Here is a 25,875-nt window from a genome sequence, read left to right as displayed (position 1 = left end):
GGGCGGTCGGCGGACCGCCCGCCCGGGAGCACACGTAGGTGTCCGGCGCGCGCCTCAGCGGGCGGTGTGCTCGTGCACGTAGGCCACCAGGCGGGTGAGCGCGTCCGGGTCGGTGGCCGGCATCACGCCGTGGCCGAGGTTGAACACATGGCCCTCCAGACCGGCGGCGGCGTCCAGCACCTCGCGGGTCTTGGCCTCGACTGCCTCGCGGGAGGCGAACAGCACGGTCGGGTCCAGGTTGCCCTGGAGCGCCTTGCCGGGACCGACTCGGCGCGCGGCCTCGTCCAGCGGCACCCGCCAGTCCACGCCGACGACGTCCGCGCCGGCCTCGCCCATCAGGCCGAGCAGTTCGCCGGTGCCGACGCCGAAGTGGATACGGGGCACGCCGTAGCCGGCGACGGCCTCGAAGACCTTCGCGGAGGCGGGCAGCACCGAGCGGCGGTAGTCGGCGGGGGCGAGGGCGCCGGCCCAGGAGTCGAAGAGCTGCACGGCGCTCGCGCCTGCCTCGATCTGCACCTTCAGGAAGCCGGCCGTGATCGCGGCGAGCCGGTCCAGCAGATCGGCCCACAGCTGCGGGTCGCCGTACATCATCGCCTTGGCGTTCTCGTACGTCCGCGACGGGCCGCCCTCCACGAGGTAGCTCGCGAGGGTGAAGGGGGCGCCGGCGAAGCCGATCAGCGGGGTGGCGCCGAGTTCGGCGGTGAGCAGGCCGATCGCCTCGGTGACGTAGGGGACGTCCTCCGGGGTGAGGTCGCGCAGCCGGGCCAGGTCCTCGCGGGTGCGGAAGGGGCGCTCGACGACGGGGCCGACGCCGGGCTTGATGTCCAGCTCGACGCCGATGGCCTTCAGCGGCACGACGATGTCGCTGTAGTAGATCGCCGCGTCCACGTCGTGCCGGCGGACCGGCTGGAGGGTGATCTCGGCGACCAGTTCGGGGCGCGCGCAGGAGTCCAGCATGCCGATGCCCTCGCGCACCTTGCGGTACTCGGGCAGCGAGCGTCCGGCCTGCCGCATGAACCACACGGGGGTGTGCGGCACGGGCTCGCGCCGGCACGCCTTGAGGAAGGCGGAGTCGTAGGTGGCGGTCGGCGGCTGGTGGCCGGCATGCGTCTCGTTGGCACTCACGGTGGCAAGTCTCGCACGAGCGCGGGGGCGCGACGGCAGCGGTGTGGGGCCCCCGGGCGGCGCCGGCGGGCACGGCGGGGTGTCTTGCCCTGCACGAAGGCGTCGTTCCCCTTAATCTTCCCGGCATGGCTGCGGCTCAGGGACGACTGTCGGACGACGCTGGCGGAATGGACGACGCGAAGGAGGGGGACGCGCATGCGAACAGGGCGGACGAGGCCCCGTCGCCCTTCCGGGCGGCCGTGGAGGCGCTGAGGGCCGCGCGGCTGCGGCCTCAGGTGGAGATCGAGCCGGTGCCGCCGCCCAAGCGGCTCGCGCCGTTCTCGTACGCGCTGGAGGCCGCCGTCGTCGACGGCGAGCAGGACCTCGCGGACGGCAGGCTGGTGCTGCTGCACGACCCGGCCGGGCACGACGCCTGGCGGGGCACGTTCCGGCTGGTCACCCTGGTGCGCGCGGAGCTGGAGCCGGAGATGGCCGCCGATCCCCTGCTGCCGGAGGTGTGCTGGTCCTGGCTGACCGGGGCGCTCCAGGCGCGCGGCCTGACGTACGGCGAGCCGAGCGGGACCGTGACGCGGGCGAGCTCGCACTACTTCGGCGGGCTCGCGGCGCGGCCGGCCGCCTCGCAGATCGAGATCCGCGCGTCCTGGACGCCGCGTGAGGGGCTCGGCGGGGTGCCGGACACCGGGGCGCACCTGGCCGCCTGGTCGGATCTGCTCGCCCAGGTCGCCGGCCTGCCGCCGGCCGGGCCGGGCGACGCCTCGGTGGTGACGCTGCCGCAGCGGCGCGGTCCTCAGTCGCGCTGACCGCGGCGCCGGCTGCTCTCCTTCACGTACTCACGCACTCGGCCCGGACGGGATCTCCCGTCCGGGCCGAGTGCTGTCCCCGGCCGGCCGTGAGTCGCCTCCGCCCGCCGCTGGGAGCCGCTTCCCGGGCGACCGCGCGATGCCGCCGGGCACGGCCGTGCCGGCCTTACCCGCTCCTTGCCGTCACTTTGTCGATACGACCACTTTCGGACATGTAGCGACCCCGAACGGCCCTGAGTGAACCGATTCGACCTTCGGATGATCGACAGCGTGTCCGAATTGCTCGCATTGTTACTCACCAGATCGTGATCATTCTCTAAAGGACAACAGGTTTGGTGCCGAAAACGACTGTGACCTTGCAAGCACGGTTCGTACCGGCTTGACCCCCCACAAGCCGGCCCCGTCCCCCACCCCCCAGGAGGCCTGGTGTCCGTTCTCCTCGAGCAGCCCGCAAGCCTGGTCGCCTACCGCCCGAACAAGCCGACCGCCATGGTCGTCGTGGCGGACCCGCGCGTCCGGTCCACCGTCACCCGTCATCTGTGGGCGCTCGGAGTCCGTGACGTCATCGAGGCGTCGTCCGTCGCGGAGGCCCGCCCCCGCATCGGCAACCCGCGCGACATCTGCGTCGCCGACGTTCATCTGCCCGACGGTTCCGGGCTGACCCTGCTGTCCGAGACCCGCGCCGCCGGCTGGCCCAACGGGCTGGCCCTGTCCGCCGCCGACGACATCGGCGCCGTGCGCAACGCCCTCGCGGGCGGTGTGAAGGGCTACGTCGTCACCGGCACCCGCACCAACGTCGGGCTCCCCGCCCGCCCGGGCGCCGCCCCCATCGGCGCCGCCCGTCTGCACCGCCGCCCCCCGGGTGCCCCGAGCCACCCGGGCGGCTACCGCGAGCTGTCCGGCCGTGAGGTCGAGGTGCTGCGGCTGGTCGCCGAAGGCCAGTCGAACAAGGCGATCGGCGTCTCGATGGGACTGTCGGCGCTGACCGTCAAGAGCCACCTCGCCCGGATCGCCCGCAAGCTCGGCACCGGTGACCGCGCGGGAATGGTCGCCGTCGCCCTGCGCACCGGCATCATCCACTGACCTCCCACCCCTTCCGTCCACCCGATTGCCCGAACCGGCGCCGGTGCTCTCGCCGCCCCTTCCCCACCCGGCGCGAACGCTCCGCCGACGCCCCCGCCGTCCGCTCCACGACCTGTCCGCCCGCCGTCCCTCATCCATTCGCCACATGTCCGACATCCCGCCCTACCGCGTTGCCGCGCACTGTCCCCATGAGGTGCCGGTCCCGTCCTCCCAGTCCCGGCCGTGAACCGGACGCATCGGCGACCTGACCGGATCACGACCCCCCGGCGCCCGCCGACGGAACGTTCCGTCGGCGGGCGCCGTCCATCCACGGATACCCTTGACAGGTGACCGACGCCCAAGAAACCGCAGCAGACAGCTCACTGCGAACCACCGGAGGCGCCCCTCCGGACGACGGCGGAACTTCTGACACGGGGGCGCCGATTCCGCTGCTCGAACCGCGCGAGGGCATTCCGCCCGTGATCGCCGACGCCGACGCGCTCGACCGGGCCGTGGCGGCGTTCGCCGCCGGCTCGGGTCCCGTCGCCGTGGACGCCGAACGCGCCTCCGGCTACCGCTACGGCCAGCGCGCCTACCTGGTGCAGCTGCGCCGCGAGGGCGCGGGGACGGCGCTGATAGACCCCATCGCCTGTCCCGACCTCTCCGCCCTCGGCGAGGCGCTGTCCGGCGTCGAATGGGTGCTGCACGCCGCCACGCAGGACCTGCCGTGCCTGCGCGAGATAGGCATGGTGCCCACCACCCTGTTCGACACCGAGCTGGCCGGCCGGCTCGCCGGGTTCCCCCGGGTCGGCCTCGGCGCGATGGTCGAGAACGTCCTCGGCTTCGTCCTGGAGAAGGGCCACTCCGCCGTCGACTGGTCCACCCGGCCGCTGCCCGAGCCCTGGCTGCGCTACGCCGCCCTCGACGTGGAACTCCTCGTCGACCTGCGCGACGCGCTGGAGAAGGAGCTGGACCGGCAGGGCAAGCTGGAGTGGGCCCTCCAGGAGTTCCACGCCATCGCCTCCGCACCGCCGCCCGAGCCGCGCAAGGAGCCGTGGCGGCGCACGTCCGGGATGCACAAGGTGCGGCGCCGGCGGCAGCTGGCCGTCGTACGGGAGCTGTGGCAGCTGCGGGACCGGATCGCGCAGCGGCGGGACGTCTCCCCGGGCAAGGTGCTCTCGGACGCGGCCATCGTGGAGGCCGCCCTCGCCCTGCCGCCCAACGTGCACGCGCTCGCCGCGCTGAACGGCTTCGGGCACCGGGTCGGCCGCCGCCAGCTGGAGCAGTGGCAGGCGGCGGTGGACCGGGCCCGCGCGCTGCCCGAGTCGGGGCTGCCGCAGCCGGGGCAGCCGGTGACCGGTCCCCCGCCGCCGCGGGCGTGGGCGGACAAGGACCCGGCCGCCGCGGCCCGGCTCTCCGCGGCCCGCGCGGCGGTCACGGCGCTGGCCGAGCGGCTGAACATGCCCCAGGAGAACCTCGTCTCCCCCGACACCGTCCGCCGCCTGTGCTGGGAACCCCCGAAACCGGCGGACACGGACTCGGTCGCCGCGGCCCTGGCCGCGTTGGGCGCCCGCCCCTGGCAGATCGACCAGGTGACGCCGCCCCTGGTCAAGGCCCTGACGGGCGGCTCAACGGACGCGTAGCACCCCACCGCGGGCTCGGGATCCCCGCCCCACCGCGGGGCTCGGGGCCTGCGCCCCGCCGCGGGCTCGGGGAGCCCGCGTCCCTGCACCCGGGGGCGGGGACAGGCGCTTCGCCCACCCGCCCGCGACTCGGTGAGGAACGAGGTTCCGCCCCAGGACTTTGCCCCGGGCCCGCGGGGGTTCCGTCCCCTGCGCCCCCGGGGGCAGCGCAGTCCCCGCCGAGCAGGGCGGGCAGGCGGGCGAAGGCCGGGGCGGGGACCCGCCCGCCGAGGGCCGGGGCCGAGCCCCGGCACTCGGGCGTCCCGCCCCCACCGCGCCGGACGACGCACAGGTGCGACCCCCGGGGGTGCAGGGAGCGGAGCCTCCGCAAGGACCGGGCGGGGCCCCGGGACGGGGCCCTGACCCCACCCAGTCGCGCGGGTGGGTGGGTGAGGGGGGCGCAGGGGCGCCGTCCGCCCCCCGGTGTGACCTTCGCCGCTCCCGGCGGGGGGACTGTGCAGGCACATTACCCACGAGTAGCATGAGTGCTGAGCGCGCGCTCAGCATCTGCGCGCCGCAGCAGTGCCATCCCGCACCCTGGAGGAGAGCCATCGTGCCTCGTACCGTCAGGGACGTCGTCTTCGTCGACGGCGTCCGCACCCCGTTCGGCAAGGCGGGCCCGAAGGGCATCTACCACGAGACCCGCGCCGACGACCTCGTCGTCAAGGCGATCCGGGAGCTGCTGCGCCGCAACCCCGGTCTCGACCCGAAGAAGGTCGACGAGGTCGCCATCGCCGCCACCACCCAGATCGGCGACCAGGGTCTGACCATCGGCCGCACGGCCGGCATCCTCGCGGGCCTGCCCACCTCGGTCCCCGGCTACTCCATCGACCGCATGTGCGCCGGCGCGCTCACCGCCGTCACCTCGGTCGCCGGCTCCGTCGCCTTCGGCGCGTACGACGTCGCCATCGCGGGCGGCGTCGAGCACATGGGCCGCCACCCGATGGGCGAGGGCGTCGACCCCAACCCGCGGTTCGTCAGCGAGAAGCTGGTCGACGAGTCGGCCCTGTTCATGGGCATGACGGCGGAGAACCTGCACGACCGCTACCCCCAGATCACCAAGCTGCGCGCCGACGAGTACGCCGTGCGTTCCCAGGAGAAGGCCGCCAAGGCGTACGCCAACGGCAGGATCCAGGCCGACCTGGTGCCGGTCTCGGTGCGCCGCACCAACCCGGAGGGCGGCGAGACCGGCTGGGGCCTGGTCACCGCCGACGAGCCGATGCGCCCGGGCACCACCCTGGAGAACCTGGCGAACCTCAAGACGCCGTTCCGCGTCCACGGCCGGGTCACCGCCGGCAACGCGGCCGGTCTGAACGACGGCGCCACCGCCTCCGTCATCGCCAGCGAGGACTTCGCCCGCGAGAACGGCCTGCCGGTCAAGATGCGCCTGGTCTCCTACGCCTTCGCCGGCGTGGAGCCCGAGGTCATGGGCTACGGCCCGATCCCGGCCACCGAGAAGGCACTCGCCAAGGCGGGCCTGTCCATCTCGGACATCGGCCTGTTCGAGATCAACGAGGCGTTCGCCGTCCAGGTCCTGGCCTTCCTGGACCACTACGGCATCGCGGACGACGACGAGCGCGTCAACCAGTACGGCGGCGCGATCGCCTTCGGCCACCCGCTGGCCTCCTCCGGCGTCCGGCTGATGACGCAGCTGGCCCGCCAGTTCGAGGAGCAGCCCCAGGTCCGCTACGGCCTGACCACCATGTGCGTCGGCTTCGGCATGGGCGCGACGGTCATCTGGGAGAACCCGCACTTCGACGGAGGCGACAAGTGAGCACCACCGCTGAACTCCTGAAGGGCGCGGCCGAGCTGTTCCCGGACGAGGTCGTGACCCAGGCGCACGTACGCCACTTCGACCTGCCGCTGGGCGCCGGGCGCTTCGCGCTCGTCACCCTGGACAACGGCTTCGACCACACCAAGCCGACCACCTTCGGCCCCCAGTCGCTGGCGAACCTGAACGCCGCGATCGACCAGGTCGAGAAGGAGGCCGCGGACGGCGAGATCGTCGGCGTCGGCGTCACCGGCAAGCCGTTCATCTTCGCGGTCGGCGCCGACCTCAAGGGCGTCGAGCTGCTGAAGCGGCACGAGGACGCGCTCGCCATCGGCAAGGGCGGCCACGAGGTCTTCAAGCGCCTGTCCGCGCTGGCCGTGCCGACGTTCGCGTACTACAACGGTGCGGCGATGGGCGGCGGCGTCGAGGTCGGCCTGCACTGCACCTACCGCACGGTCTCCGCGGCCCTCCCGGCGTTCTCCCTGCCGGAGGTCTTCCTGGGCCTGGTCCCGGGCTGGGGCGGCTGCACGCTGCTGCCGAACCTGATCGGCGCGGACAAGGCCGTCACGGTCGTCATCGAGAACAGCCTCAACCAGAACCGCCAGCTCAAGGGCAAGCAGGTCTACGAACTGGGCATCGCCGACGCCCTGTTCGAGGGCGCGGACTTCCTGGAGCAGTCGCTGATCTGGACGGCGGCCGTACTCAAGGGCGAGATCGCCGTGGAGCGTCCGGCCATCGACCGCGGCGAGGCCTGGGACCAGGCCGTCGAGCGCGGCCGGTTCATCGCCGACTCCAAGGTGCACGGCGCGGCCCCGGCCGCCTACCGCGCCCTGGACATCATCGCCGCCGCCAAGGACGGTGACCTCCAGGCCGGTTACGACGCCGAGGACCGGGCCCTGGCGGACCTGATCATGGGCGGCGAACTGCGCTCCGGCATCTACGCGTTCAACCTGGTGCAGAAGCGCGGCAAGCGCCCCGCCGGCGCCCCGGACAAGAACCTGGCCCGCCCGGTGACCAAGGTCGGCGTGGTCGGCGCGGGCCTGATGGCCTCGCAGCTGGCCCTGCTGTTCCTGCGCCGCCTGGAGGTGCCGGTCGTCCTCACGGACATCGACCAGGAGCGCATCGACAAGGGCGTGGGCTACGTCCACGCCGAGATCGACAAGCTGCTCGGCAAGGGCCGCATCAACCAGGACAAGGCCAACCGCCTCAAGGCGCTGGTGACCGGTGTCCTGGACAAGGCCGAGGGCTTCGCGGACGCCGACTTCGTCATCGAGGCCGTCTTCGAGGAGATCGGCGTCAAGCAGCAGGTGTTCGCCGAGGTGGAGGCGGTCGCCCCGGCGCACGCGATCCTCGCCACCAACACCTCCTCGCTGTCGGTGACCGAGATGGCGTCGAAGCTGAAGAACCCGGAGCGGGTCGTCGGCTTCCACTTCTTCAACCCGGTCGCGGTCCTGCCGCTGCTGGAGATCGTCCGCGGCGAGCAGACCGACGACGCCTCGCTGGCGACGGCGTTCGCGGTGGCCAAGAAGCTGAAGAAGACCGCGGTCCTGGTCAAGGACGCCCCGGCGTTCGTGGTCAACCGCATCCTGACCCGCTTCATGGGCGAGATCCAGAACGTCATCGACGAGGGCACCCCGGTGGAGGTGGCGGAGAAGGCGGTCGAGCCGCTGGGTCTGCCGATGTCCCCGCTGGTGCTGCTGGAGCTGGTCGGCCCGGCGATCGGCCTGCACGTCTCGGAGACGCTCAACAAGGCGTTCCCGGACCGCTTCACGGTCTCCCCGAACCTGAAGGCGGTCGTCGAGGCCGGCAAGCGCGGCTTCTACGTCTACGACAGCGGCAAGCCGGAGCTGGACCCGGAGGTCGCCGCGCTGCTGAAGCAGGGCGACACCGTCCTGACCGAGGAGCAGGTCCGCGCCCGTGTCCTGGACGCGGTGGCGCAGGAGATCGGCCTGATGCTGGACGAGGGCGTCGTCGCCGAGGCGCAGGACATCGACCTGTGCCTGATCACCGGCGCCGGCTGGCCCTTCCACCTGGGCGGCATCACGCCGTACCTGGACCGTGAGGGTGTGTCGGAGCGGGTGACCGGCAAGCGGTTCCTCGCGCCGGGCGTCGCGTCGGTCCCGGCGTAACGCTCACCGGACGTGACGAGGGCCCCCGCCACGGCGAGGGCCCTCTTCGCGTGGCCGGGGGGGCCTACGCTGGGACCATGGAGACCCGCCCCGAGGACCCCGCCCTGCTCGTGATCGTGGACGCTGCGAACACCGTCGGGTCGGTGCCCGACGGCTGGTGGCGCGACCGCCGGGGAGCAGCGGAGCGGCTGCGGGACCGGCTGGCCGCCGACGGGGTGCCGCGCCTGGCCGAGCGTGCGGAGATCGTGCTGGTCGTGGAGGGCGCCGCGCGCGGGGTGGAGCCGGTGCCCGGGGTGCGGGTGGAGGCGGCGCCGGGCAGCGGCGACGACCTGATCGTCGAGCTGGTCGGACGGGCGGGCGGCCGGTCCGTCGTGGTGGTGACGGCAGACCGGGAGCTGCGGCGCCGTGTCACGGACCTCGGCGCCGAGGTCGCGGGCCCGCGCGCGGTGCGGGACTGAGGCACGGCACGGCCCGTACGGCGCCGCCGGCAGCGGCCGTACGGCATCGGCACCCACGGCGTCGTACCGGCGGCCAGGGCCCGCTGACGCCCCGTTACGCCGTCCCGCCGCTCCCGGTGCCCGACGTGTCCGGTCCCGGCGCACCGGGCGATCCCGGCGCGCCCGGGGTCCTGCCCGCCGCCCGTTCGCGTTCCGCGAGGCGGCTGTGGGTGCGGCCGTAGACGAAGTAGACGACGAAGCCGATCGCCATCCAGACGGCGAAGCGGACCCAGGTCTCGGCGGGCAGGTTCACCATCAGCCACAGGGAGGCGCACACCGAGAGGATCGGGACGACCGGGACCCAGGGGGTGCGGAAGGCCCGGGGCAGGTCGGGGCGGGTGTTGCGCAGGATGATCACACTGATGGCGACCACGACGAACGCGAACAGCGTGCCGATGTTCACCAGCTCGGCCAGCACGCTGAGGCTGGTGAAGCCCGCGACGATCGCGATGACGACGCCCAGGAGGATCGTCGGGCGGTAGGGGGTGCGGAACCGCGGGTGGGTGTGCGAGAAGAAGCGGGGCAGCAGTCCGTCGCGGCTCATCGCGAAGAAGACGCGGGCCTGGCCGAGCAGCAGGATCATGCACACCGTGGTCAGGCCGACGGCGGCGCCGAAGCTGATCAGCCCCGCGAACCAGGGGTGCCCGGTGGCCTTGAACGCGTCGGCGAGCGGGGCGTCCACGGAGAGCCTGCTGTACTTCTGCATGCCCGTCACGACGATGGACACGGCGACGTAGAGCGTGGTGCAGATGACCAGCGAGCCGAGGATGCCGCGCGGCACGTCGCGCTGCGGGTTGCGGGTCTCCTCGGCGGCGGTGGCCACCACGTCGAAGCCGATGAAGGCGAAGAAGACGACGGAGGCGGCCGTGAAGACGCCCATCACGCCGAAGTTGGAGGGCGCCCAGCCGAACATCAGCTGGATGAGCGGGGCCTGGAGGTTGCCGCCCGCGGGCACCGGCTCGGACTTCGGGACGAACGGGTCGTAGTTGGCGCCCTTGATGAAGAAGGCTCCCGCGATGATGACGACGAGCACGACGGCCACCTTGATCGCGACGACGACCGTGGTGACGCGGGCGGAGAGCTTCATGCCGACGACCAGGATGGCGGTGAGGACCAGGACGAGGGCGGCGGCGAGGATGTCGAAACCGAAGCCGGAGGCGCCGTCGCGCCCGGCGAGGTAGCCGGGCAGGTGCCAGCCGGCGTTGTCGAGCAGCGAGTGGATGTAGCCCGACCAGCCGACGGACACCACCGCCGTGCCGAGCGCGAGTTCCAGCACCAGGTCCCAGCCGATGATCCAGGCGGGGAACTCGCCGAGGGAGGAGTAGGAGAAGGTGTACGCCGACCCGGCGACGGGGACGGCGGAGGCGAACTCGGCGTAGCAGAGCGCGGCCAGCGCGCAGACGACGCCGGCGACGACGAAGGAGAGGGCCACGGCGGGGCCGGCGGTGTTCTTGGCGGCCGTGCCGGTGAGGACGAAGATGCCGGTGCCGATGATGACGCCGACGCCGAAGACGGTCAGGTCGAGGGCGGAGAGGGACTTCCTCAGCGCGTGTTCGGGTTCCTCGGTGTCCTGGATCGACTGTTCGACGTTCTTCGTCCGGAACAGCGAATTGCTCACGGGCCTACCTCCCACGCGCGTCGTCCTCGACATGGCTCGACATGATCGAGAGGGCTGGGGATGCGTATGCCCCCGCACTGGCAGGTTCACGCAGCCGCGCTGGTTCCGCCACCTGTGGCGGGCCACCCGGACGGACCCGCCGGCCGACCCGAACGGCTCCGGCGGCGCCGGGGGCGCGGCCGGAGCCGTTCGGGTCGGCCGGGTCGGCCGGGGGCGTCAGTCGCGGGCCGGCTCCGCCGTCTGGTCGATCTCCGTGGCCGGGCGTTCGAAGCGCCCGTCGAGCTTGGCGACGAGACCGGTGACCTGGCGGGCGATGTCCGGCGCGGTGAGGCCGATCTCCGCCATGACCTCGGCGCGGGAGGCGTGGTCGAGGAAGCGCGGCGGGATGCCGAAGTCCCGCAGCGGCACGTCCACGCCCGCGTCGCGCAGCGCCTGCGCGATCGCCGAGCCGACGCCGCCGACGCGGGAGTTGTCCTCGACGGTGACGACGACGCGGTGGCGTTCGGCCAGGGGGGCCATGGCCTCGTCCACGGGCTTGACCCAGCGCGGGTCCACGACGGTGGTCGAGATGCCCTGCTTGTCCAGCAGGCCGGCGATCTCAAGGCACATCGGGGCGAGCGCGCCGACGGAGACGAGCAGCACGTCCGGGGTGCCGGTGCCGGGCTCGCGCAGGACGTCCATGCCGCCGACGCGGCCCACGGCGGGCACGGCGGGACCGACGGCGCCCTTGGAGAAGCGGACGACGGTCGGGGCGTCGTCGACCTGGACGGCCTCGCGCAGCTGGGCGCGGACCTGGTCGGCGTCGCGCGGGGCGGCCAGCCTGAGGCCGGGGACGACCTGGAGGATGGACATGTCCCACATGCCGTTGTGGGAGGCGCCGTCGGTGCCGGTGATGCCGGCCCGGTCCAGGACGAAGGTGACGCCGCACTTGTGCAGGGCCACGTCCATCAGCACCTGGTCGAAGGCGCGGTTGAGGAAGGTGGCGTAGACGGCGAAGACGGGGTGGAGTCCGCCGTGGGCGAGGCCGGCGGCGGAGACCGCGCCGTGCTGCTCGGCGATGCCGACGTCGTAGACCCGGTCGGGGAAGGCCTTGGCGAACTTGTCGAGGCCGACCGGCTGGAGCATGGCCGCGGTGATGGCGACGACGTCCTTGCGCTCCTTGCCGAGCTTGACCATCTCCTCGCCGAAGACGGAGGTCCAGTCGGCGCCGGAGGTGGCGATGGGCAGACCGGTGTCGGGGTGGATCCTGCCGACGGCGTGGAAGCGGTCGGCCTCGTCCTGGAGGGCGGGCTGGTAGCCGCGGCCCTTCTCGGTGAGGCAGTGCACGATGACCGGGCCGCCGAAGCGCTTGGCGCGGGTCAGCGCGGACTCCAGGGCCTCGATGTCGTGGCCGTCGATCGGGCCGACGTACTTCAGGCCGAGGTCCTCGAACATGCCCTGCGGGGCGATGAAGTCCTTCAGGCCCTTCTTCGCGCCGTGCAGCGTCTCGTACAGGGGCCGGCCGACGACGGGGGTGCGCTCCAGGACCTCGCGGGTGCGGGCGAGGAAGCGCTCGTAGCCGTCGGTGGTGCGCAGGGTGGCGAGGTGGTTGGCGAGGCCGCCGATGGTGGGCGCGTAGGAGCGCTCGTTGTCGTTGACGACGATGACGAGCGGGCGGTCCTTGGCGTCGGCGATGTTGTTGAGCGCCTCCCAGGCCATGCCGCCGGTCAGCGCGCCGTCGCCGATGACCGCGACGACGTGGGCGTCGCGCTCCAGGACCTCGTTGGCCTTGGCGATGCCGTCGGCCCAGCCGAGCACGGTGGAGGCGTGGCTGTTCTCGATGACGTCGTGCTCGGACTCGGCCTGCGAGGGGTAGCCGGACAGGCCGCCCTTCATCTTCAGCTTCGAGAAGTCCTGACGGCCGGTGAGAAGTTTGTGCACGTAGGACTGGTGGCCGGTGTCCCAGAGGACCTTGTCCCTGGGGGACTCGAACACGCGGTGCAGGGCGATGGTGAGCTCGACGACACCGAGGTTGGGCCCGAGGTGGCCGCCGGTCTTGGAGACGGCGTCGACCAGGAAGGTCCGGATCTCCTGTGCCAGCTGGTCCAGCTCCTCCAGGCTGAGCCGGTCCAGATCGCGCGGTCCCCTGATGCGGGTCAGCAGCGGCACCCGTGCCTCCTTGCAGTAGAGCTGATCGAGCTTTCGGCGGGCTTGTCGAGTCTAATGTTCCGCCTCGGCGCCCGGTGGCCGGGCGGCGGGTCACAGGTCACGCGAACGGCTGTACCCCGCGGGGAGGGGTCCCATGACCTGCGCACGCCAGAATCGTTGACCATTGAACCGTGACCGGCCTCACGCCCGCCGGGACCGGACACGGCCGCACCCGGCACTCCCGCGGGGCCGGACGCCGCTGTGCCCGTCCGCCGCCGGGGGCCGGACGCGGCTGTGCCCGGCGCCGTCCCCCGGCGCCGGGCACATTCCTTGCGCGGCGGTCGCTCAGGCGCGGCCGGCCGACTTCTGGGTCTTGCGCGTGACCGAGTCGATGACGACCGTGGCGAGCAGCACGCCACCGGTGATCATGTACTGGATCGGGGTGGCGATGCCCTGCAGCGCGAGGCCGTACTGGATCGAGGTGATCACCAGCACACCGAGCAGCGCGTTCCAGGTGCGGCCCCGGCCGCCGAAGAGGCTGGTACCGCCGATGACGGCGGCGGCGATCACGTTCATCAGCAGGTCGCCGGAGCCGGCGCTCTGGTTGGCGGCCGCGATCTTGGAGGCCCAGAACAGACCGCCGACCGAGGCGAAGAAGCCCGCGACGGCGAAGACCGAGACCCGCACCAGGGTGACGTTGATGCCGGCGCGGCGGGACGCCTCGACGCTGCCGCCGAGCGCGAACACCTTGCGGCCGTAGGCCGTGCGGCGCAGCACGAAGTCAGTGCCCACCAGCACGATCGCGAACAGCAGCACCGCGAGCGGCAGACCCTTGTACTGGTTGAAGATGATCGCGACGCCGAACGCGGCGATCGCCAGCAGCACCGTGCGCAGCACGATGTCGCTCAGCGGGCGCGACGGGATGCCGGCGGCCTCGCGGCGGCGGTTGCCGAAGAAGGCGGACAGGAAGTACCCGGCGACCGCGACGACGGCCAGCAGGTAGGCGGCGGCCACGTCCGAGAAGTAGTACGTGGTGAGCTTGCCGACCACGCCGTCGCCGTCGATGTTGATCGTGCCGTTGGAGCCGAGGACCTGGAGCATGAAGCCGTTCCAGAACAGCAGGCCGGCCAGGGTGACGGCGAACGCGGGCGCGCCGATCCGGGCGAAGAAGAAGCCGTGCAGGGCGCCGATGACCGCGCCGGCCGCGAGTGCGGTGACGACGGCCACCCACTCGTTGACGCCGTGGGTCACGCTCATCACGGCCATGATCGCCGAGGAGACGCCGGAGACGGAGCCGACCGACAGGTCGATCTCGCCGAGCAGCAGCACGAAGATGATGCCGACCGACATCATGCCGGTGGCCACCATGGCGACGAAGATGTTGTTGAGGTTCTCCGCGCCGAGGAAGGCCGAGTCGAGGCTCTGGAAGATGGCGCAGATGACGATGAGGCCGATGACGACCGGCAGCGCGCCGAGGTCGCCGGCCCGGATCTTGCGCTTGAACTCGCCGACGTAGCCGGCGAAACCCTGCTCGCGCACGAGCAGTCGGGGGTCGACGGCGGGGGCCGCGTCGGGGGCGGCGGCGGGCGCGTCCACGGCCGCTTCGGCGGTGGCCTGGGTCTTGTCGATGCTCACTTCCGAGCCTCCGCGGTGGTGCGCGCCGCACGACGGGTCACGGCGTTGTCCGTGGCGCCGGTGATGGCGGAGATGATCTCTTCCTGCGAGGTGGTCTTGACCTCGAACACGCCGTTGTTGCGGCCGAGTCGGAGGACGGCGACCTTGTCGGCGACGGCCTTCACATCGGCCATGTTGTGGCTGATGAGGATGACCGCGAGGCCGCGCTCGCGCAGTCGCTCGACGAGGTCCAGGACCTGGGCGGTCTGCTCGACGCCGAGGGCCGCCGTCGGCTCGTCGAGGATCACCAGCTTGGGCTCGCCGAGCATCGAGCGGGCGATGGCGACGACCTGGCGCTGACCGCCGGAGAGCGAGGCGATCGGGATGCGCACGCTGGGGATGCGGATGGACAGGGTCTGGAGCAGCTCGCGTGAGCGGCGCTCCATCTCGACCTCGTCCAGCACGCCGCGGCGCTTGATCTCGCGGCCGAGGAACAGGTTGCCGACGACGTCGATGTTGTCGCACAGGGCGAGGTCCTGGTACACCGTCGCGATGCCCAGGTTCTGGGAGTCGTGCGGCCGGTTGATCGTGACGGGCTTGCCGTCCCACTCGATGACGCCGTCATCGATGGGGTGCACGCCGGCGATCGTCTTGACAAGGGTGGACTTGCCGGCGCCGTTGTCGCCGACGAGGGCGACCACCTCTCCGGCGTGGACCTCAAGCTCTACGTCGGTGAGCGCCTGGACGGCACCGAATCGCTTGGAGACCCCGCGCAACGCCAGCACGGGCGTAGCGGACACGTGAACCATCTCCTTCGCCGCCTGAGCCTGACCCCGGCGGGAGGTTGAACAAGAAGAGTGAGGGGGGTGCGTTCCGTCCGGCGCCCCGCCGTTGTGCTTGCGGGGCTGTCGGCGGCGGGGCGCCGGACGTGCTGACACGGACGCGCGCTCGGTGGCCGCGCTCTTCCGTGCAGGTCAGCGGGGCCGCCCCGGGGGCGGCCCAGGAGGTGCTACTTCAGGCCGGCCGCGTCGCAGGCGGCCTTGTACTTGGCCGTGCAGATCTCGGCCTTGGTGTAGTAACCCTGCTTGATGACCGTGTCGTTGATGTTGTCCTTCGTCAGCGAGACGACGGGGACGATCACGGACGGGATGCCCTTCTCGGTGCCGCTGTCGACGGTGCTGGTCTGCAGCGAGCTGTCGATCTTGCCGGTCTTGGCGATCGAGACGGCCATCTTGGCGACGGTCTCGGCCTCCTGCGGGTACGACTTGAAGACGCTCATGTACTGCTCGCCCGTCACGATGCGCTGCACGCCCGCGAGTTCGGCGTCCTGGCCGGTGACCGGGGGAAGGGTCTTCAGGCCCGCGCCCTTGAGCGCGGTGATGATGCCGCCCGCCATGCCGTCGTTGGCGGAGTAGACGCCGACGATCTTGTCCTTGCCGAGGGCGGAGATGGCGCCCTCCATGTTGGCGTTGGCGTTCTCCGGCTTCCACTCCTTGGTGTCGTACTCCTTGCCGACGTTCACCTTGCCGTCGAGGACGGAGTGGGCGCCCTTCTTGAACTGCGCGGCGTTCGGGTCGGTCACGGAGCCGTTCATCATGACGATCTGGCCGGACTTGGCCTTGCCGCCCAGGGCCTTCAGCAGGGCCTCGCCCTGCGTCTTGCCGACCTCCTCGTTGTCGAACGAGGTGTAGGCGGAGATCGGGCCCTCGGCGAGGCGGTCGTAGGCGACGACCGGGATGCCGGCGTCCTTGGCCTTCTTCACGCCCTGCGCGACGGCCTTGTAGTCGACGGCGTCCAGGATCAGCACGTCGACCTTCTTGGTGATCATCGTGTCGATCTGCTGCGACTGGAGGGTCGCGTCCTGCTTGGCGTTGAGGTACTCGACCTTGCCCTTGCCGTTGGTCAGCGCGGCGATCTGCTTCTCGATGATCGGCTTGTCGAACTTCTCGTAACGAGCCGTCTGGTTCTCCGGCAGCAGCAGGCCGACGGTGATGTCGTCACCCTTGGGTGCGGTGCTCTTGGTGCTGTCGCCCTTGTCGCCGGACTCCTTGGCGCTGCCACAGGCGGCGAGCGAGACGGCCATGGCACCAGCAGCAACGGCGAAGGCCGCACGACGCATACGCGTGTTCACTTCTTCAAACCTCCCTGACGAGGCCGCGTCGTTGCGGCCGAGGTGCGAGGAAGTCAACTCGGCCACACGTGCGACGTCAAGAAGTAAATCCTTAACGAGATGGCAACGGTGCCATCCGTTCTCTAAGTGAAGGCGGGCGCGGCGACGGTCAGCGCGCCGTCCAGAAGGGTCGAATCGCCCATTTCGCTCAGCGCCAGGGCGAGCGCGCCGAGCACCTCCGCCCGGCCGCCAAGTGCCCCTGGGAGCACGGAGAGTTGCCGGGCCGCGCTGGGGATGGCGTAGCGGCCCACGGACTCCCTGATGGGCCCGAGGACCAGCTCACCGGCCTCGGCGAGGTCGCCGCCGAGGACGACCCGGCTGGGGTTGAGGAGGTTGCAGAGATTGGCCACCCCGCTGCCGACGTGCCGGCCCACGTCGGCGATCACCCGGCGGCAGCCGGGGTCCCCGTCCCGCGCCAGCCGTACGACGCCCTCCATGGTCAGGTCGCTGCCGTGGCTGGGCTGGAGCAGCGGCAGGACGTAGCGGGCCGCGGTGAACGTCTCCAGGCAGCCGCGGTTGCCGCAGCGGCAGACCGGGCCGGACTCGTCGAGCGTGATGTGCCCGATCTCGCCCGCCGTGCCGCCGGGGCCGCGGTAGATCTTGCCGTTGATCACCAGGCCGGCGCCCACACCGCTGGCGATCTTGATGTAGGCCAGGTCGCGCACCCCGCGCCCGCTGCCCCAGACCAGCTCGCCGAGGGCGCCGAGGTTGGCGTCGTTGTCCACGTGCACCGGCACGCCGAGGCGCCCCCGCAGCTCCTCGGCGGGCTTGATCCCGCCCCAGCCCGGCAGGATGGCGGTGGAGCCGAGCGTGCCGGACTCCACGTCGATCGGGCCGGGCACGCCGAGACCGACGCCGGCGACCTTGGACCGGTCCACGCCGGTGGCCGAGATCAGGCGGTTGACCAGCTCTTCCGCCCGGTCGAAGCCCTGCACCCAGGAGGCGTCCACGTCCAGCGGCTCGGACTCCTCGGCCAGGACCTGGTGGGCCAGGTTCCCGATCGCCACCCGTAGGTGCGCGTGTCCGAAATCGACCCCGATCACGATGCCCGCGTCCCCGCTCAGGGAGACGCTGCGCGCCCGGCGGCCGCCCGCGGACGTGGGCGTGACCTGGACCGTTCCGCCGTCCTTCAGTTCCCGCACGATGTTGGAGACGGTCGCCGCCGACAGACCGGTGGTCCGTGCGATCTCCGCCTGCGTGAGGGATCCGGCAAGGCGCACGGCACGTACGACCCGCTCCAGGTTGGCTCGGTGCAGCGATGACTGCGACCCTGGAGTCTCCACGACGACCTCCTGAGCGCGGGGCCGCTTCGGTGAGGCCCCGTCCATGTCCAACAAGTGAACTCTAAGATGAGCCGTTCGGGTTGCCTCCCGTCAAGAGGTTGAACCGTTTCCGGGTACGGGGAGACACCCGGGCGGGCGTGATACGGACACGCCGCCGACAGGACCCGGATGTGATGCGGACGCGCCGGGGCGGCCGCGGAGGCAGGGCCGGGTGAGCCCCCCGGAACACGCCGGAGCCGCCCCCGGCGGACCGGAGGCGGCTCGATCGCGAAGGACGCGGAATGCGGCCGTGGCGGGGGCCCTGGGGGCCCCGGGCTACTTCAGCGCGCCCGCGGTCAGCCCCTGCACCACCTGGCGCTGGAAGATGATGTAGGCCGCGAGGACGGGCAGCATCGCCATCACCAGGCCGGCGAAGAGCCCGGACCAGTCCCCCTTGTAACCCTGGCTGACGGCCAGCTGGACCAGGCCCTGGGTGAGGACGTGCTTGTCCGGGTCCGTGTTGAGCACGGTCGGCAGCATGTACTGGTTCCACTGCCCCAGGAAGTTGAAGATCCCCACGCTGATCAGGCCGGGCTTGGCCATCGGCAGCATGATCTGGAAGAACGTCCGGGTGTGCGAGGCCCCGTCCACGAAGGCGGCCTCCGCCACCGAGGCCGGCAGGGTGCGGAAGAACGCGGTCAGGAAGAACACCGTGAAGGGCAGCGAGTAGGCGATGTACACCAGGATCAGGCCGTGGATCGTGTTCAGCAGCCCCATGTTGTTCACGACGTAGAACAACGGCACCAGCGCCAGCATCACCGGGAAGCTCATGCCGCCGATGAAGAGGTAGTAGACGAATCGGTTGCCCGGGAAGTCGAAGCGGGCCAGGACGTACGCCGCCATCGACCCGAGCACCAGGGTGCCGACGAGCGAGCCGCCGACCACCAGGACGGTGTTGAGGAAGTAGTCACTCATGTGGGCGTCGGTCCACGCCCGCGACCAGTTGTCGAAGTGCAGCTTGTCGGGCAGCGCCCAGGGCGAGCCGAAGATCGCCCCGTCGCTCTTGAAGGACGTCATCACCGCCCACACCAGCGGCATCACGACCATGATCGCCCAGATGATCAGGATGCCGTGCGAGAAGACGTTGAGGGCGCCGCCCTCCTTCGCCTTGCGGGACGGGGCCCCGGCCGGAGCGCCGGCCTCGGCGACGGCGGCCGGCTCGGCCGGTACGGGGGCGGGGGGCTCGGTCGTTTTCATGCTCAGAACTCCAGCCGCTCGCGTCGGCCCAGCCGCATCACCACGGCCGCGAAGGCCAGGGTGACCAGCAGCAGGGCGACGCCGATCGTGGTGGCGTAGGCGGCCTGACCGTCACGGAACGCCTTCTGGTACACGTACAGGACCATGACGGTGGTCGAGTAGTCGGGGCCGCCGGGGCCGGTCGTCATGATCTGCACGACCGCGAACGACTCGGCGCCGAGGGCGAGGATGCCCATGTAGACCCAGCCTGACTGCACGGTGTCCCACAGCAGCGGCAGGGTGATCCGGAAGAAGGTGGTGAAGCGGCTGGCGCCGTCCAGCAGCGCGGCCTCGTACAGATCGGCCGGGATGGAGGCCATACCGGCCGAGAAGAGGACCACGAAGAAGCCGACCTGCGACCAGACGAGCACGGCCATCACGCACCACAGGGCGAGGTCCGGATCGCCGAGCCACAGCGGCTGGAGGCTGTCGAGCCCGAGCCCGCGCAGCAGCGAGTTGATCGCTCCGCTGTCCGGGTTGTACGCGAAAGCGAACAGCAGTGCGACGATGGCGATCGACAGCACCTGCGGAAAGAAGTAGACGATCTTGTAGAAGCCGGAGCCGCGGACGCCGGTGATCACCGGCCCGCCCTTCCGGCGCCGGCCGCCGATATTGATCATGAAGGCGAAGAACAGCGCCAGGCTCAGCGTCACCACCGGCAGCACCAGCGCGAACAGCAGACTGTGCTGAAGCGACTTCCAGAAGATCTCGTCGTCGAGCATCCTCTTGTAGTTGTCGAAGCCGACCATCTTGAAGTCGGGACTCAGGCCGGTCCAGTCCGTGAAGGAGTAGTAGATCGACTGGATGAACGGCCAGACGACGAAGAGCGCGTACAGCGCCAGGGGCAGCGCCAGGAACCCCACGATGAACCGGTACTTGCCGTGCTGCATTGCTGGTGACCCCGATCTGAAGGGCGGACGGCGTCGCCAGGGACCGCCCGGCGCCGGCCGGGCGGTCCCTGGCGACGGACCCTCACTGATGCTTGTAGTGCTTGATCGACGTGTCCTTGGCGGCCTCGTCGGCGAAGCCCTGGATCTTCTTGATGGTCTCCGCCGGGGTGGCGCGGCCGGCCATCATCTCGCCCAGGCCGGCCACACCGATCTTCTCCTTCTGGAGCTGCACGTACCAGTCCTGCAGGCGCGGGTTCAGCACATTGGAGCCGGCCTTGTCCAGCGCCGCCACGCCCGACTTCAGACCCGGGGTCAGGTCGATGCCGTCGGTGCCGCCGTTGTAGGCGGTCAGCGACTTCACCTTGGCCGTGAAGTTCTTGGAGGACGCCTCGCTGAGCATGATCCGCAGCTGCTCCATGCCGCCGGCCGTGTTGGCCGCCTTGGCCGGGACGATGAAGGGCTCGCCGCCGGAGGCCCAGATGGTGCCGAAGGGCATCTTGTCGGAGCCGTCGAGCCCGCTCGGCGCCGAGACGGCGAGGTCGAAGTCCGCCGGGATGACGTTCGCCGACTCGTTCTCCACCCAGGAGCCGTTCGGGATGAACAGCGCCTTGCCCTTGGCCCAGGCGGTCTGGGACTGGATGTGGTCCAGGCCCGGGGTGCCCTGGAGGATGTAGCCCTTCTTGTACAGCTCGTAGTACGCCTCGAGACAGGCCTTGACGGCCGGGTGCTTCCAGGCGTTCGGCTCCAGGTTGTCGATGGCGTCCAGCACCTCGCGGCCGCCGACCTTGCCGATCATCGGGTAGAGCGAGAAGGGGAGGTAGTAGGGGTACTTGCCGGCGTAGGTCCAGCCGGCCATGCCCTTCTTCTTGGCCTTCTCGCACAGCGCGAGCATCTGGTCCCAGGTCTCCGGGTACGTCGCGTCCAGCGACTCCAGGGCCTTCTGCGAGTACCAGACGCCGTAGACCGTGTAGGCGTAGTAGAGGATCCAGACCGGGTTGCCGTCGAACTGGCCCATCTCCACGATGCCCGGCCGCAGCGTGTCGCGGACCTTCTTCTGCGGGTCGTCGTAGGAGGGCGCGTCCAGCAGCGGGGTGAGGTCGGCGAGCTGGTTCTTGCCGACCAGGACGCCCATGTCCATCTGCTCGGCGCCGGAGTTGTCGATGAGGTCCGGCGGGTTGCCCTGGTTGAAGCGGGGCTGGAGAGTGGACTGGATCTTCTGGGTGGTGGCGAACTTCACCTTCGCCTTGGGGAAGTTCCTCTGGTAGATCTTCGTGGCGTCCTCGGCGTACTCCTTGCCGAAACCGCCGTCGAACAGGACGAATTCCATCTGCGCGGTGTCATTGACGCCGAGCGGGTTCTTCGCCGTCTTCTTGCCCGCCTTGGCCTTGTCCTGCCCGTCGCCGCCACCGCTGGCGCACGCGGACAGGAGGCTCATCGCGGGTACGGAGATCAGCCCCAGGGCCGCGGACCTCTTGATCAGGTCGCGGCGGCCGACGCCCCCGTGGTGTGCGGCGGAAGTGGATCCCATGCGCAAGTCCTCGCCTTCTCCAGGACTCAGGCGGTGAACCGGATCCTCCCCGGCACCGCGGTAGGCCAAGCTGGGTCGTGCAGGAAGTACTTCGTGCGTCATCCACCGGGATTGCGGAGAAAACAAGGAGGCGGGCGCGTTTCGCACGCCGAACCACCTTTCCGGCTCCCCCCGGCACCGCACGCCGCCAGGTAGAACGGCTGCGCGGACGCCGACAGGTATAGTCCACTTTCAGGCAGCGGAGCAAGATCGAACACAAGGTTCCCTGTCGGTCTTTTCCGAGTTGAGACCTCGCGGAAATATGAACCGCCTGTGGGCCTCTCGTCGGAAATATCCGCGACTTCACGCCCGAATGCCGCACCCAACACCCTTGACACCACTGGTCACTTGACTCCCTACTGGAGCTTGCGCCGATTTTGACAACGTTGTCCGGCACGTTGTCCGGTGCTCAGGGACCAGGGAGGGTGCCCTCGTATGCAACGCAGAGCACGGCACAGATGGAGCCCGGCGGTCGTCCTCACGGCCGCCTTCGTCATGGCCGTCGGTTCCCAGGGGGCGGCGATCGCCCTGCCCGGCAGGGCCCCGGGAGCCGACCGCGAGTTCAGCTCCTCGTTCGAGGCGGGCGACCCGGCGCCGGACTGGCTGAACACCGTCGACACCACCCCCGGCGGCGCCAAGCGCGCCTCGGGCGTGGACGGCGGCTACAGCACCGGCATCCCGGGCAATGTGGACGACCACGTCACGGACCTGCGGGCCAGCAGTGAGAACACCGGCGGCGGCGAGGTCAAGGAGAACCTCGTCGACGGCGAGTCGGGAACCAAGTGGCTCACCTTCGAGTCCACCGGCTGGGTCGAGTTCGACCTCGACGCACCCGTCAAGATCACCCGATACGCCCTCACCTCCGCCAACGACTACGCCGAACGGGACCCCAGGGACTGGACCCTCCAGGGTTCCGCCGACGGCAAGGACTGGAAGAGCGTCGACTCCCGCACCGGCGAGAGCTTCGCCGAGCGGTTCCAGACGAAGACGTACGATCTGGCCGCGCCGGCCGAGTACCAGCACTTCCGGCTCGAGGTCACCGGGAACAACGGCGCCTCGGGCATACTCCAGCTCGCCGACGTCCAGTTCTCCACGGGCGACGGCGACGGCTCGGTACCCAAGGACATGCTCTCGCTGGTCGACCGCGGTCCCAGCGGCTCGCCCACCGCCAAGTCCGGCGCCGGCTTCACCGGCAAGCGCGCCCTGCGCTACGCCGGCCGGCACACCGCCAAGGGCCGGGCCTACTCGTACAACAAGATCTTCGACGTCCATGTCAAGGTCGACCGCGACACCGCCCTGTCCTACCGGCTCTACCCGTCGATGGCCGACGGCGACCGCGACTACGACGCCACGAACGTCGCCGTCGACCTCGCCTTCACCGACGGCACCTATCTGAGCCAGCTCGGCGCCGTCGACCAGCACGGGTTCGGGCTGAGCCCGCAGGCACAGGGCGCGGCCAAGACGCTCTACGTCAACCAGTGGAACAACGTCGTCTCGCGCATCGGCTCGGTCGCGGCCGGCAAGACCGTGGACCGCGTCCTGCTCGCCTACGACTCCCCCGCCGGCCCGGCGAAGTTCCGCGGCTGGCTGGACGACGTGACGATCCGGAAGGCGGCGCCCGACAAGCCCAAGGCGCACCTGTCCGACTACGCGCTCACCACCCGCGGCACCAACTCCAGCGGCAGCTTCTCGCGCGGCAACAACTTCCCCGCCACCGCCCTGCCGCACGGCTTCAACTTCTGGACGCCGGTGACCAACGCGTCCTCCCTGAGCTGGCTGTACGAATACGCACGTGCGAACAACACGGACAACCTGCCGACGATCCAGGCCTTCAGCGCGAGCCATGAGCCGAGCCCCTGGATGGGCGACCGGCAGACCTTCCAGGTGATGCCGTCGGCCGCGGCCGGAACCCCGTCCACCGACCGCACCGCCCGCTCGCTCGCGTTCAGGCACGAGAACGAGACCGCGCGCCCCTACTACTACGGCGTCACCTTCGAGAACGGCCTCAAGGCCGAGATGACGCCGACCGACCACGCCGCCGCCCTGCGCTTCACCTACCCGGGCGACGACGCCGGCGTGCTCTTCGACAACGTCACCGAGCAGGCCGGCCTCACCCTGGACAAGGAGCACGGCGTCGTCACCGGCTACTCGGACGTCAAGTCCGGGCTGTCCACGGGAGCGACCCGGCTGTTCGTCTACGGCGTGTTCGACAAGCCCGTCGAGGACGGCTCGGCCTCCGGCGTCAAGGGCTACCTGCGCTTCGATGCGGGCAAGGACCGCACCGTCACCCTGCGTCTGGCCACCTCGCTGATCAGCGTCGACCAGGCCAAGGACAACCTGGCGCAGGAGATCCCCGGCGGCACCTCCTTCGACACCGTCAAGGCGCGCGCCCAGCGCACCTGGGACAAGCTGCTCGGCAAGGTCGAGGTCCAGGGCGCCACGCCCGACCAGCTGACCACGCTCTACTCCAGCATGTACCGGCTGTACCTGTACCCGAACTCCGGCTTCGAGAAGGTCGGCGGCAAGGACGAGTACGCCTCCCCGTTCTCGGCGATGACGAGCCAGGACACGCCGACGCACACCGGCGCGAAGATCGTCGACGGCAAGGTCTACGTCAACAACGGCTTCTGGGACACCTACCGCACCACCTGGCCGGCGTACTCGCTGCTGACGCCGTCCCAGGCCGGTGAGATGGTCGACGGGTTCGTACAGGGCTACAAGGACGGCGGCTGGACCTCGCGCTGGTCCTCCCCCGGCTACGCCGACCTGATGACCGGCACCTCCTCGGACGTGGCCTTCGCCGACGCCTACGTCAAGGGCGTCCCGATGGACGCCAAGGCGGCGTACGAGGCGGCCCTGAAGAACGCCACCGTGGTGCCCCCGTCCTCCGGCGTCGGCCGCAAGGGCATGAGCACCTCCCCCTTCCTCGGCTACACCAGCACCGCCACCGGCGAGGGCCTGTCGTGGGCGATGGAGGGATACGTCAACGACTACGGCATCGCGCAGATGGGCGAGGCCCTCTACAGGAAGACCGGACAGAAGCACTACAAGGACGAGGCGCAGTACTTCCGCAACCGGGCCCAGGACTACGTGAAGCTCTTCGACGCGAAGGCGGGCTTCTTCCAGGGCAAGGACGCGCAGGGCGACTGGCGCGTGGACTCCGCGAAGTACGACCCGCGCGTGTGGGGCTACGACTACACGGAGACCGACGGCTGGGGCTACGCCTTCACCGCCCCGCAGGACAGCCGGGGCCTGGCCAACCTCTACGGCGGCCGGAAGGCGCTCGGCGACAAGCTCGACACCTACTTCGCCACCCCGGAGACCGCCTCCCCCGAGTTCGTCGGCTCCTACGGCGGCGTCATCCACGAGATGACCGAGGCGCGGGACGTGCGGATGGGCCAGTACGGCCACTCCAACCAGGTCGCCCACCACGTCACGTACATGTACGACGCGGCCGGCGAGCCCTACAAGGCGCAGGAGAAGATCCGCGAGGTGCTCTCCCGGCTCTACGTGGGCAGCGAGATCGGCCAGGGCTACCACGGCGACGAGGACAACGGCGAGCAGTCCGCCTGGTACCTCTTCTCCTCGCTCGGCTTCTACCCTCTGGTCATGGGCAGCGGCGAGTACGCCATAGGCTCCCCGCTGTTCACCAAGGCCACCGTCCACCTGGAGAACGGCCACGACCTGGTGGTCAAGGCCCCGAAGAACAGCGCGAAGAACATCTACGTGCAGGGCGTGCGGTTCAACGGCAAGGCGTGGAACTCCACCAACCTGCCGCACTCGCTGCTGTCCGAGGGCGGTGTGCTGGAGTTCGACATGGGCGCGCGGCCCTCGAAGTGGGGCACGGGCAAGAACGCCGCACCGGTGTCCATCACGACCGGCGACAAGGCGCCCACGCCCCGCGCCGACGTGCTGAAGGGCGACGGAGCGCTGTTCGACGACACCTCGGCGACGGACGCCACGGTGAGCACGGTGGACCTGCCGGTGACCGGCTCCGCCAAGGCCGTCCAGTACACGCTGACCTCGTCGGCCGACCGCACCAAGGCCCCGGCCGGCTGGACGCTCCAGGGGTCCACGGACGGCACGCACTGGAAGACACTGGACCGGCGCTCGGGCGAGACCTTCGCCTGGGACAGGCAGACCCGCCCGTTCACCATCGCCTCGCCGGGCGGCTGCACCCGGTACCGGCTGGTGTTCGACGGCCCCGCGACGCTGGCGGAGGTGGAGCTGCTGGCCTGACGGGCGCTCCCGGGTGACGAAGGGGC

Annotated in this window: 17 protein-coding genes; 7 read left to right on the top strand and 10 right to left on the bottom strand. The window is 70.7% G+C overall.

Annotated elements, in window-relative coordinates; translation table 11 throughout:
- Nucleotides 1-54: 54 nt before the first annotated feature.
- Nucleotides 55-1,125, bottom strand: coding sequence for a uroporphyrinogen decarboxylase (gene hemE, locus AB0N63_RS00480; protein WP_365522010.1), 1,071 nt, complete (start codon nt 1,123-1,125; stop codon nt 55-57).
- Nucleotides 1,126-1,250: 125 nt separating this feature from the next.
- Here hemE and AB0N63_RS00475 point away from each other — a divergent pair, with 125 nt between their 5' ends.
- The 6 genes from AB0N63_RS00475 to AB0N63_RS00450 all read left to right on the top strand — a co-directional run bounded on the left by AB0N63_RS00475 (nt 1,251) and on the right by AB0N63_RS00450 (nt 9,027).
- Complete coding sequence (locus tag AB0N63_RS00475) at nt 1,251-1,925, top strand: DUF3000 domain-containing protein (protein ID WP_365522007.1); 675 nt, start codon at nt 1,251-1,253, stop codon at nt 1,923-1,925.
- Nucleotides 1,926-2,351: 426 nt separating this feature from the next.
- Nucleotides 2,352-3,008 carry a response regulator transcription factor gene (locus AB0N63_RS00470; RefSeq protein ID WP_019981737.1) on the top strand — a complete coding sequence of 219 codons (657 nt, stop codon included), beginning with the start codon at nt 2,352-2,354 and terminating at the stop codon, nt 3,006-3,008.
- 326 nt (nt 3,009-3,334) lie between these two features.
- Nucleotides 3,335-4,630 (top strand): ribonuclease D, encoded by a 1,296-nt coding sequence (locus tag AB0N63_RS00465; protein ID WP_365522004.1) that lies wholly within the window; start codon nt 3,335-3,337, stop codon nt 4,628-4,630.
- A gap of 592 nt (nt 4,631-5,222) precedes the next feature.
- Nucleotides 5,223-6,443: an acetyl-CoA C-acyltransferase gene (locus AB0N63_RS00460; protein WP_365522001.1), complete on the top strand. Its 1,221-nt coding sequence runs from the start codon at nt 5,223-5,225 to the stop codon at nt 6,441-6,443.
- Nucleotides 6,440-8,569, top strand: a complete 2,130-nt coding sequence (locus tag AB0N63_RS00455) for a 3-hydroxyacyl-CoA dehydrogenase NAD-binding domain-containing protein (RefSeq protein WP_365521999.1) — start codon at nt 6,440-6,442, stop codon at nt 8,567-8,569. Before AB0N63_RS00460 ends, AB0N63_RS00455 begins: the two co-directional genes overlap by 4 nt.
- 77 nt (nt 8,570-8,646) lie before the next feature.
- Nucleotides 8,647-9,027, top strand: coding sequence for an NTP pyrophosphohydrolase (locus AB0N63_RS00450; RefSeq protein ID WP_365521997.1), 381 nt, complete (start codon nt 8,647-8,649; stop codon nt 9,025-9,027).
- Between the two features lie 94 nt (nt 9,028-9,121).
- On the opposite strand, the gene AB0N63_RS00445 is transcribed toward AB0N63_RS00450, so the two are convergent.
- From AB0N63_RS00445 to ngcE, 9 genes are all read right to left on the bottom strand, one after another.
- Nucleotides 9,122-10,684, bottom strand: a complete 1,563-nt coding sequence (locus tag AB0N63_RS00445; protein WP_365521994.1) for an amino acid permease — start codon at nt 10,682-10,684, stop codon at nt 9,122-9,124.
- Nucleotides 10,685-10,900: 216 nt separating this feature from the next.
- A complete protein-coding gene (dxs, locus tag AB0N63_RS00440; RefSeq protein WP_365521991.1) occupies nt 10,901-12,832 on the bottom strand; it encodes a 1-deoxy-D-xylulose-5-phosphate synthase in 1,932 nt (643 codons plus the stop codon).
- Between the two features lie 324 nt (nt 12,833-13,156).
- Nucleotides 13,157-14,446 (bottom strand): sugar ABC transporter permease, encoded by a 1,290-nt coding sequence (locus tag AB0N63_RS00435; RefSeq protein ID WP_365521989.1) that lies wholly within the window; start codon nt 14,444-14,446, stop codon nt 13,157-13,159.
- Entirely contained in the window at nt 14,443-15,234 is a 792-nt protein-coding gene (locus AB0N63_RS00430; RefSeq protein ID WP_365521987.1) for an ATP-binding cassette domain-containing protein, read from the bottom strand. The genes AB0N63_RS00435 and AB0N63_RS00430 overlap by 4 nt, the downstream gene beginning before the upstream one ends.
- Before the next feature lie 200 nt (nt 15,235-15,434).
- Nucleotides 15,435-16,544 (bottom strand): sugar ABC transporter substrate-binding protein, encoded by a 1,110-nt coding sequence (locus AB0N63_RS00425; RefSeq protein WP_365521984.1) that lies wholly within the window; start codon nt 16,542-16,544, stop codon nt 15,435-15,437.
- Nucleotides 16,545-16,678: 134 nt separating this feature from the next.
- Nucleotides 16,679-17,878, bottom strand: coding sequence for an ROK family transcriptional regulator (locus AB0N63_RS00420; RefSeq protein ID WP_169436448.1), 1,200 nt, complete (start codon nt 17,876-17,878; stop codon nt 16,679-16,681).
- A 315-nt stretch (nt 17,879-18,193) separates the two neighbouring features.
- Nucleotides 18,194-19,114, bottom strand: coding sequence for a carbohydrate ABC transporter permease (locus AB0N63_RS00415; RefSeq protein WP_365521981.1), 921 nt, complete (start codon nt 19,112-19,114; stop codon nt 18,194-18,196).
- A gap of 2 nt (nt 19,115-19,116) precedes the next feature.
- Nucleotides 19,117-20,043: a sugar ABC transporter permease gene (locus tag AB0N63_RS00410; protein WP_365521978.1), complete on the bottom strand. Its 927-nt coding sequence runs from the start codon at nt 20,041-20,043 to the stop codon at nt 19,117-19,119.
- Between the two features lie 82 nt (nt 20,044-20,125).
- Nucleotides 20,126-21,571, bottom strand: coding sequence for an N-acetylglucosamine/diacetylchitobiose ABC transporter substrate-binding protein (ngcE, locus tag AB0N63_RS00405; RefSeq protein ID WP_365521975.1), 1,446 nt, complete (start codon nt 21,569-21,571; stop codon nt 20,126-20,128).
- Nucleotides 21,572-22,045: 474 nt separating this feature from the next.
- Here ngcE and AB0N63_RS00400 point away from each other — a divergent pair, with 474 nt between their 5' ends.
- Entirely contained in the window at nt 22,046-25,849 is a 3,804-nt protein-coding gene (locus tag AB0N63_RS00400) for a GH92 family glycosyl hydrolase (protein ID WP_365521972.1), read from the top strand.
- The last annotated feature ends 26 nt before the right edge of the window (nt 25,850-25,875 follow it).

This window comes from Streptomyces sp. NPDC093260, assembly GCF_040683715.1.
Taxonomy (GTDB): domain Bacteria; phylum Actinomycetota; class Actinomycetes; order Streptomycetales; family Streptomycetaceae; genus Streptomyces; species Streptomyces sennicomposti.
Note: the sequence above shows the minus strand (reverse complement) of the source record. Positions and strands in the feature narration are given on the sequence as shown.

Coding starts and splice junctions, on each gene's coding strand:
- AB0N63_RS00475 (WP_365522007.1), top strand. CDS start 1,251: ATGGCTGCGGCTCAGGGACGACTGTCGGACGACGCTGGCGGAATGGAC.
- AB0N63_RS00450 (WP_365521997.1), top strand. CDS start 8,647: ATGGAGACCCGCCCCGAGGACCCCGCCCTGCTCGTGATCGTGGACGCT.
- AB0N63_RS00430 (WP_365521987.1), bottom strand. CDS start 15,234: ATGGTTCACGTGTCCGCTACGCCCGTGCTGGCGTTGCGCGGGGTCTCC.
- AB0N63_RS00425 (WP_365521984.1), bottom strand. CDS start 16,544: ATGCGTCGTGCGGCCTTCGCCGTTGCTGCTGGTGCCATGGCCGTCTCG.
- AB0N63_RS00415 (WP_365521981.1), bottom strand. CDS start 19,114: ATGAAAACGACCGAGCCCCCCGCCCCCGTACCGGCCGAGCCGGCCGCC.
- AB0N63_RS00410 (WP_365521978.1), bottom strand. CDS start 20,043: ATGCAGCACGGCAAGTACCGGTTCATCGTGGGGTTCCTGGCGCTGCCC.
- ngcE (WP_365521975.1), bottom strand. CDS start 21,571: ATGGGATCCACTTCCGCCGCACACCACGGGGGCGTCGGCCGCCGCGAC.
- AB0N63_RS00400 (WP_365521972.1), top strand. CDS start 22,046: ATGCAACGCAGAGCACGGCACAGATGGAGCCCGGCGGTCGTCCTCACG.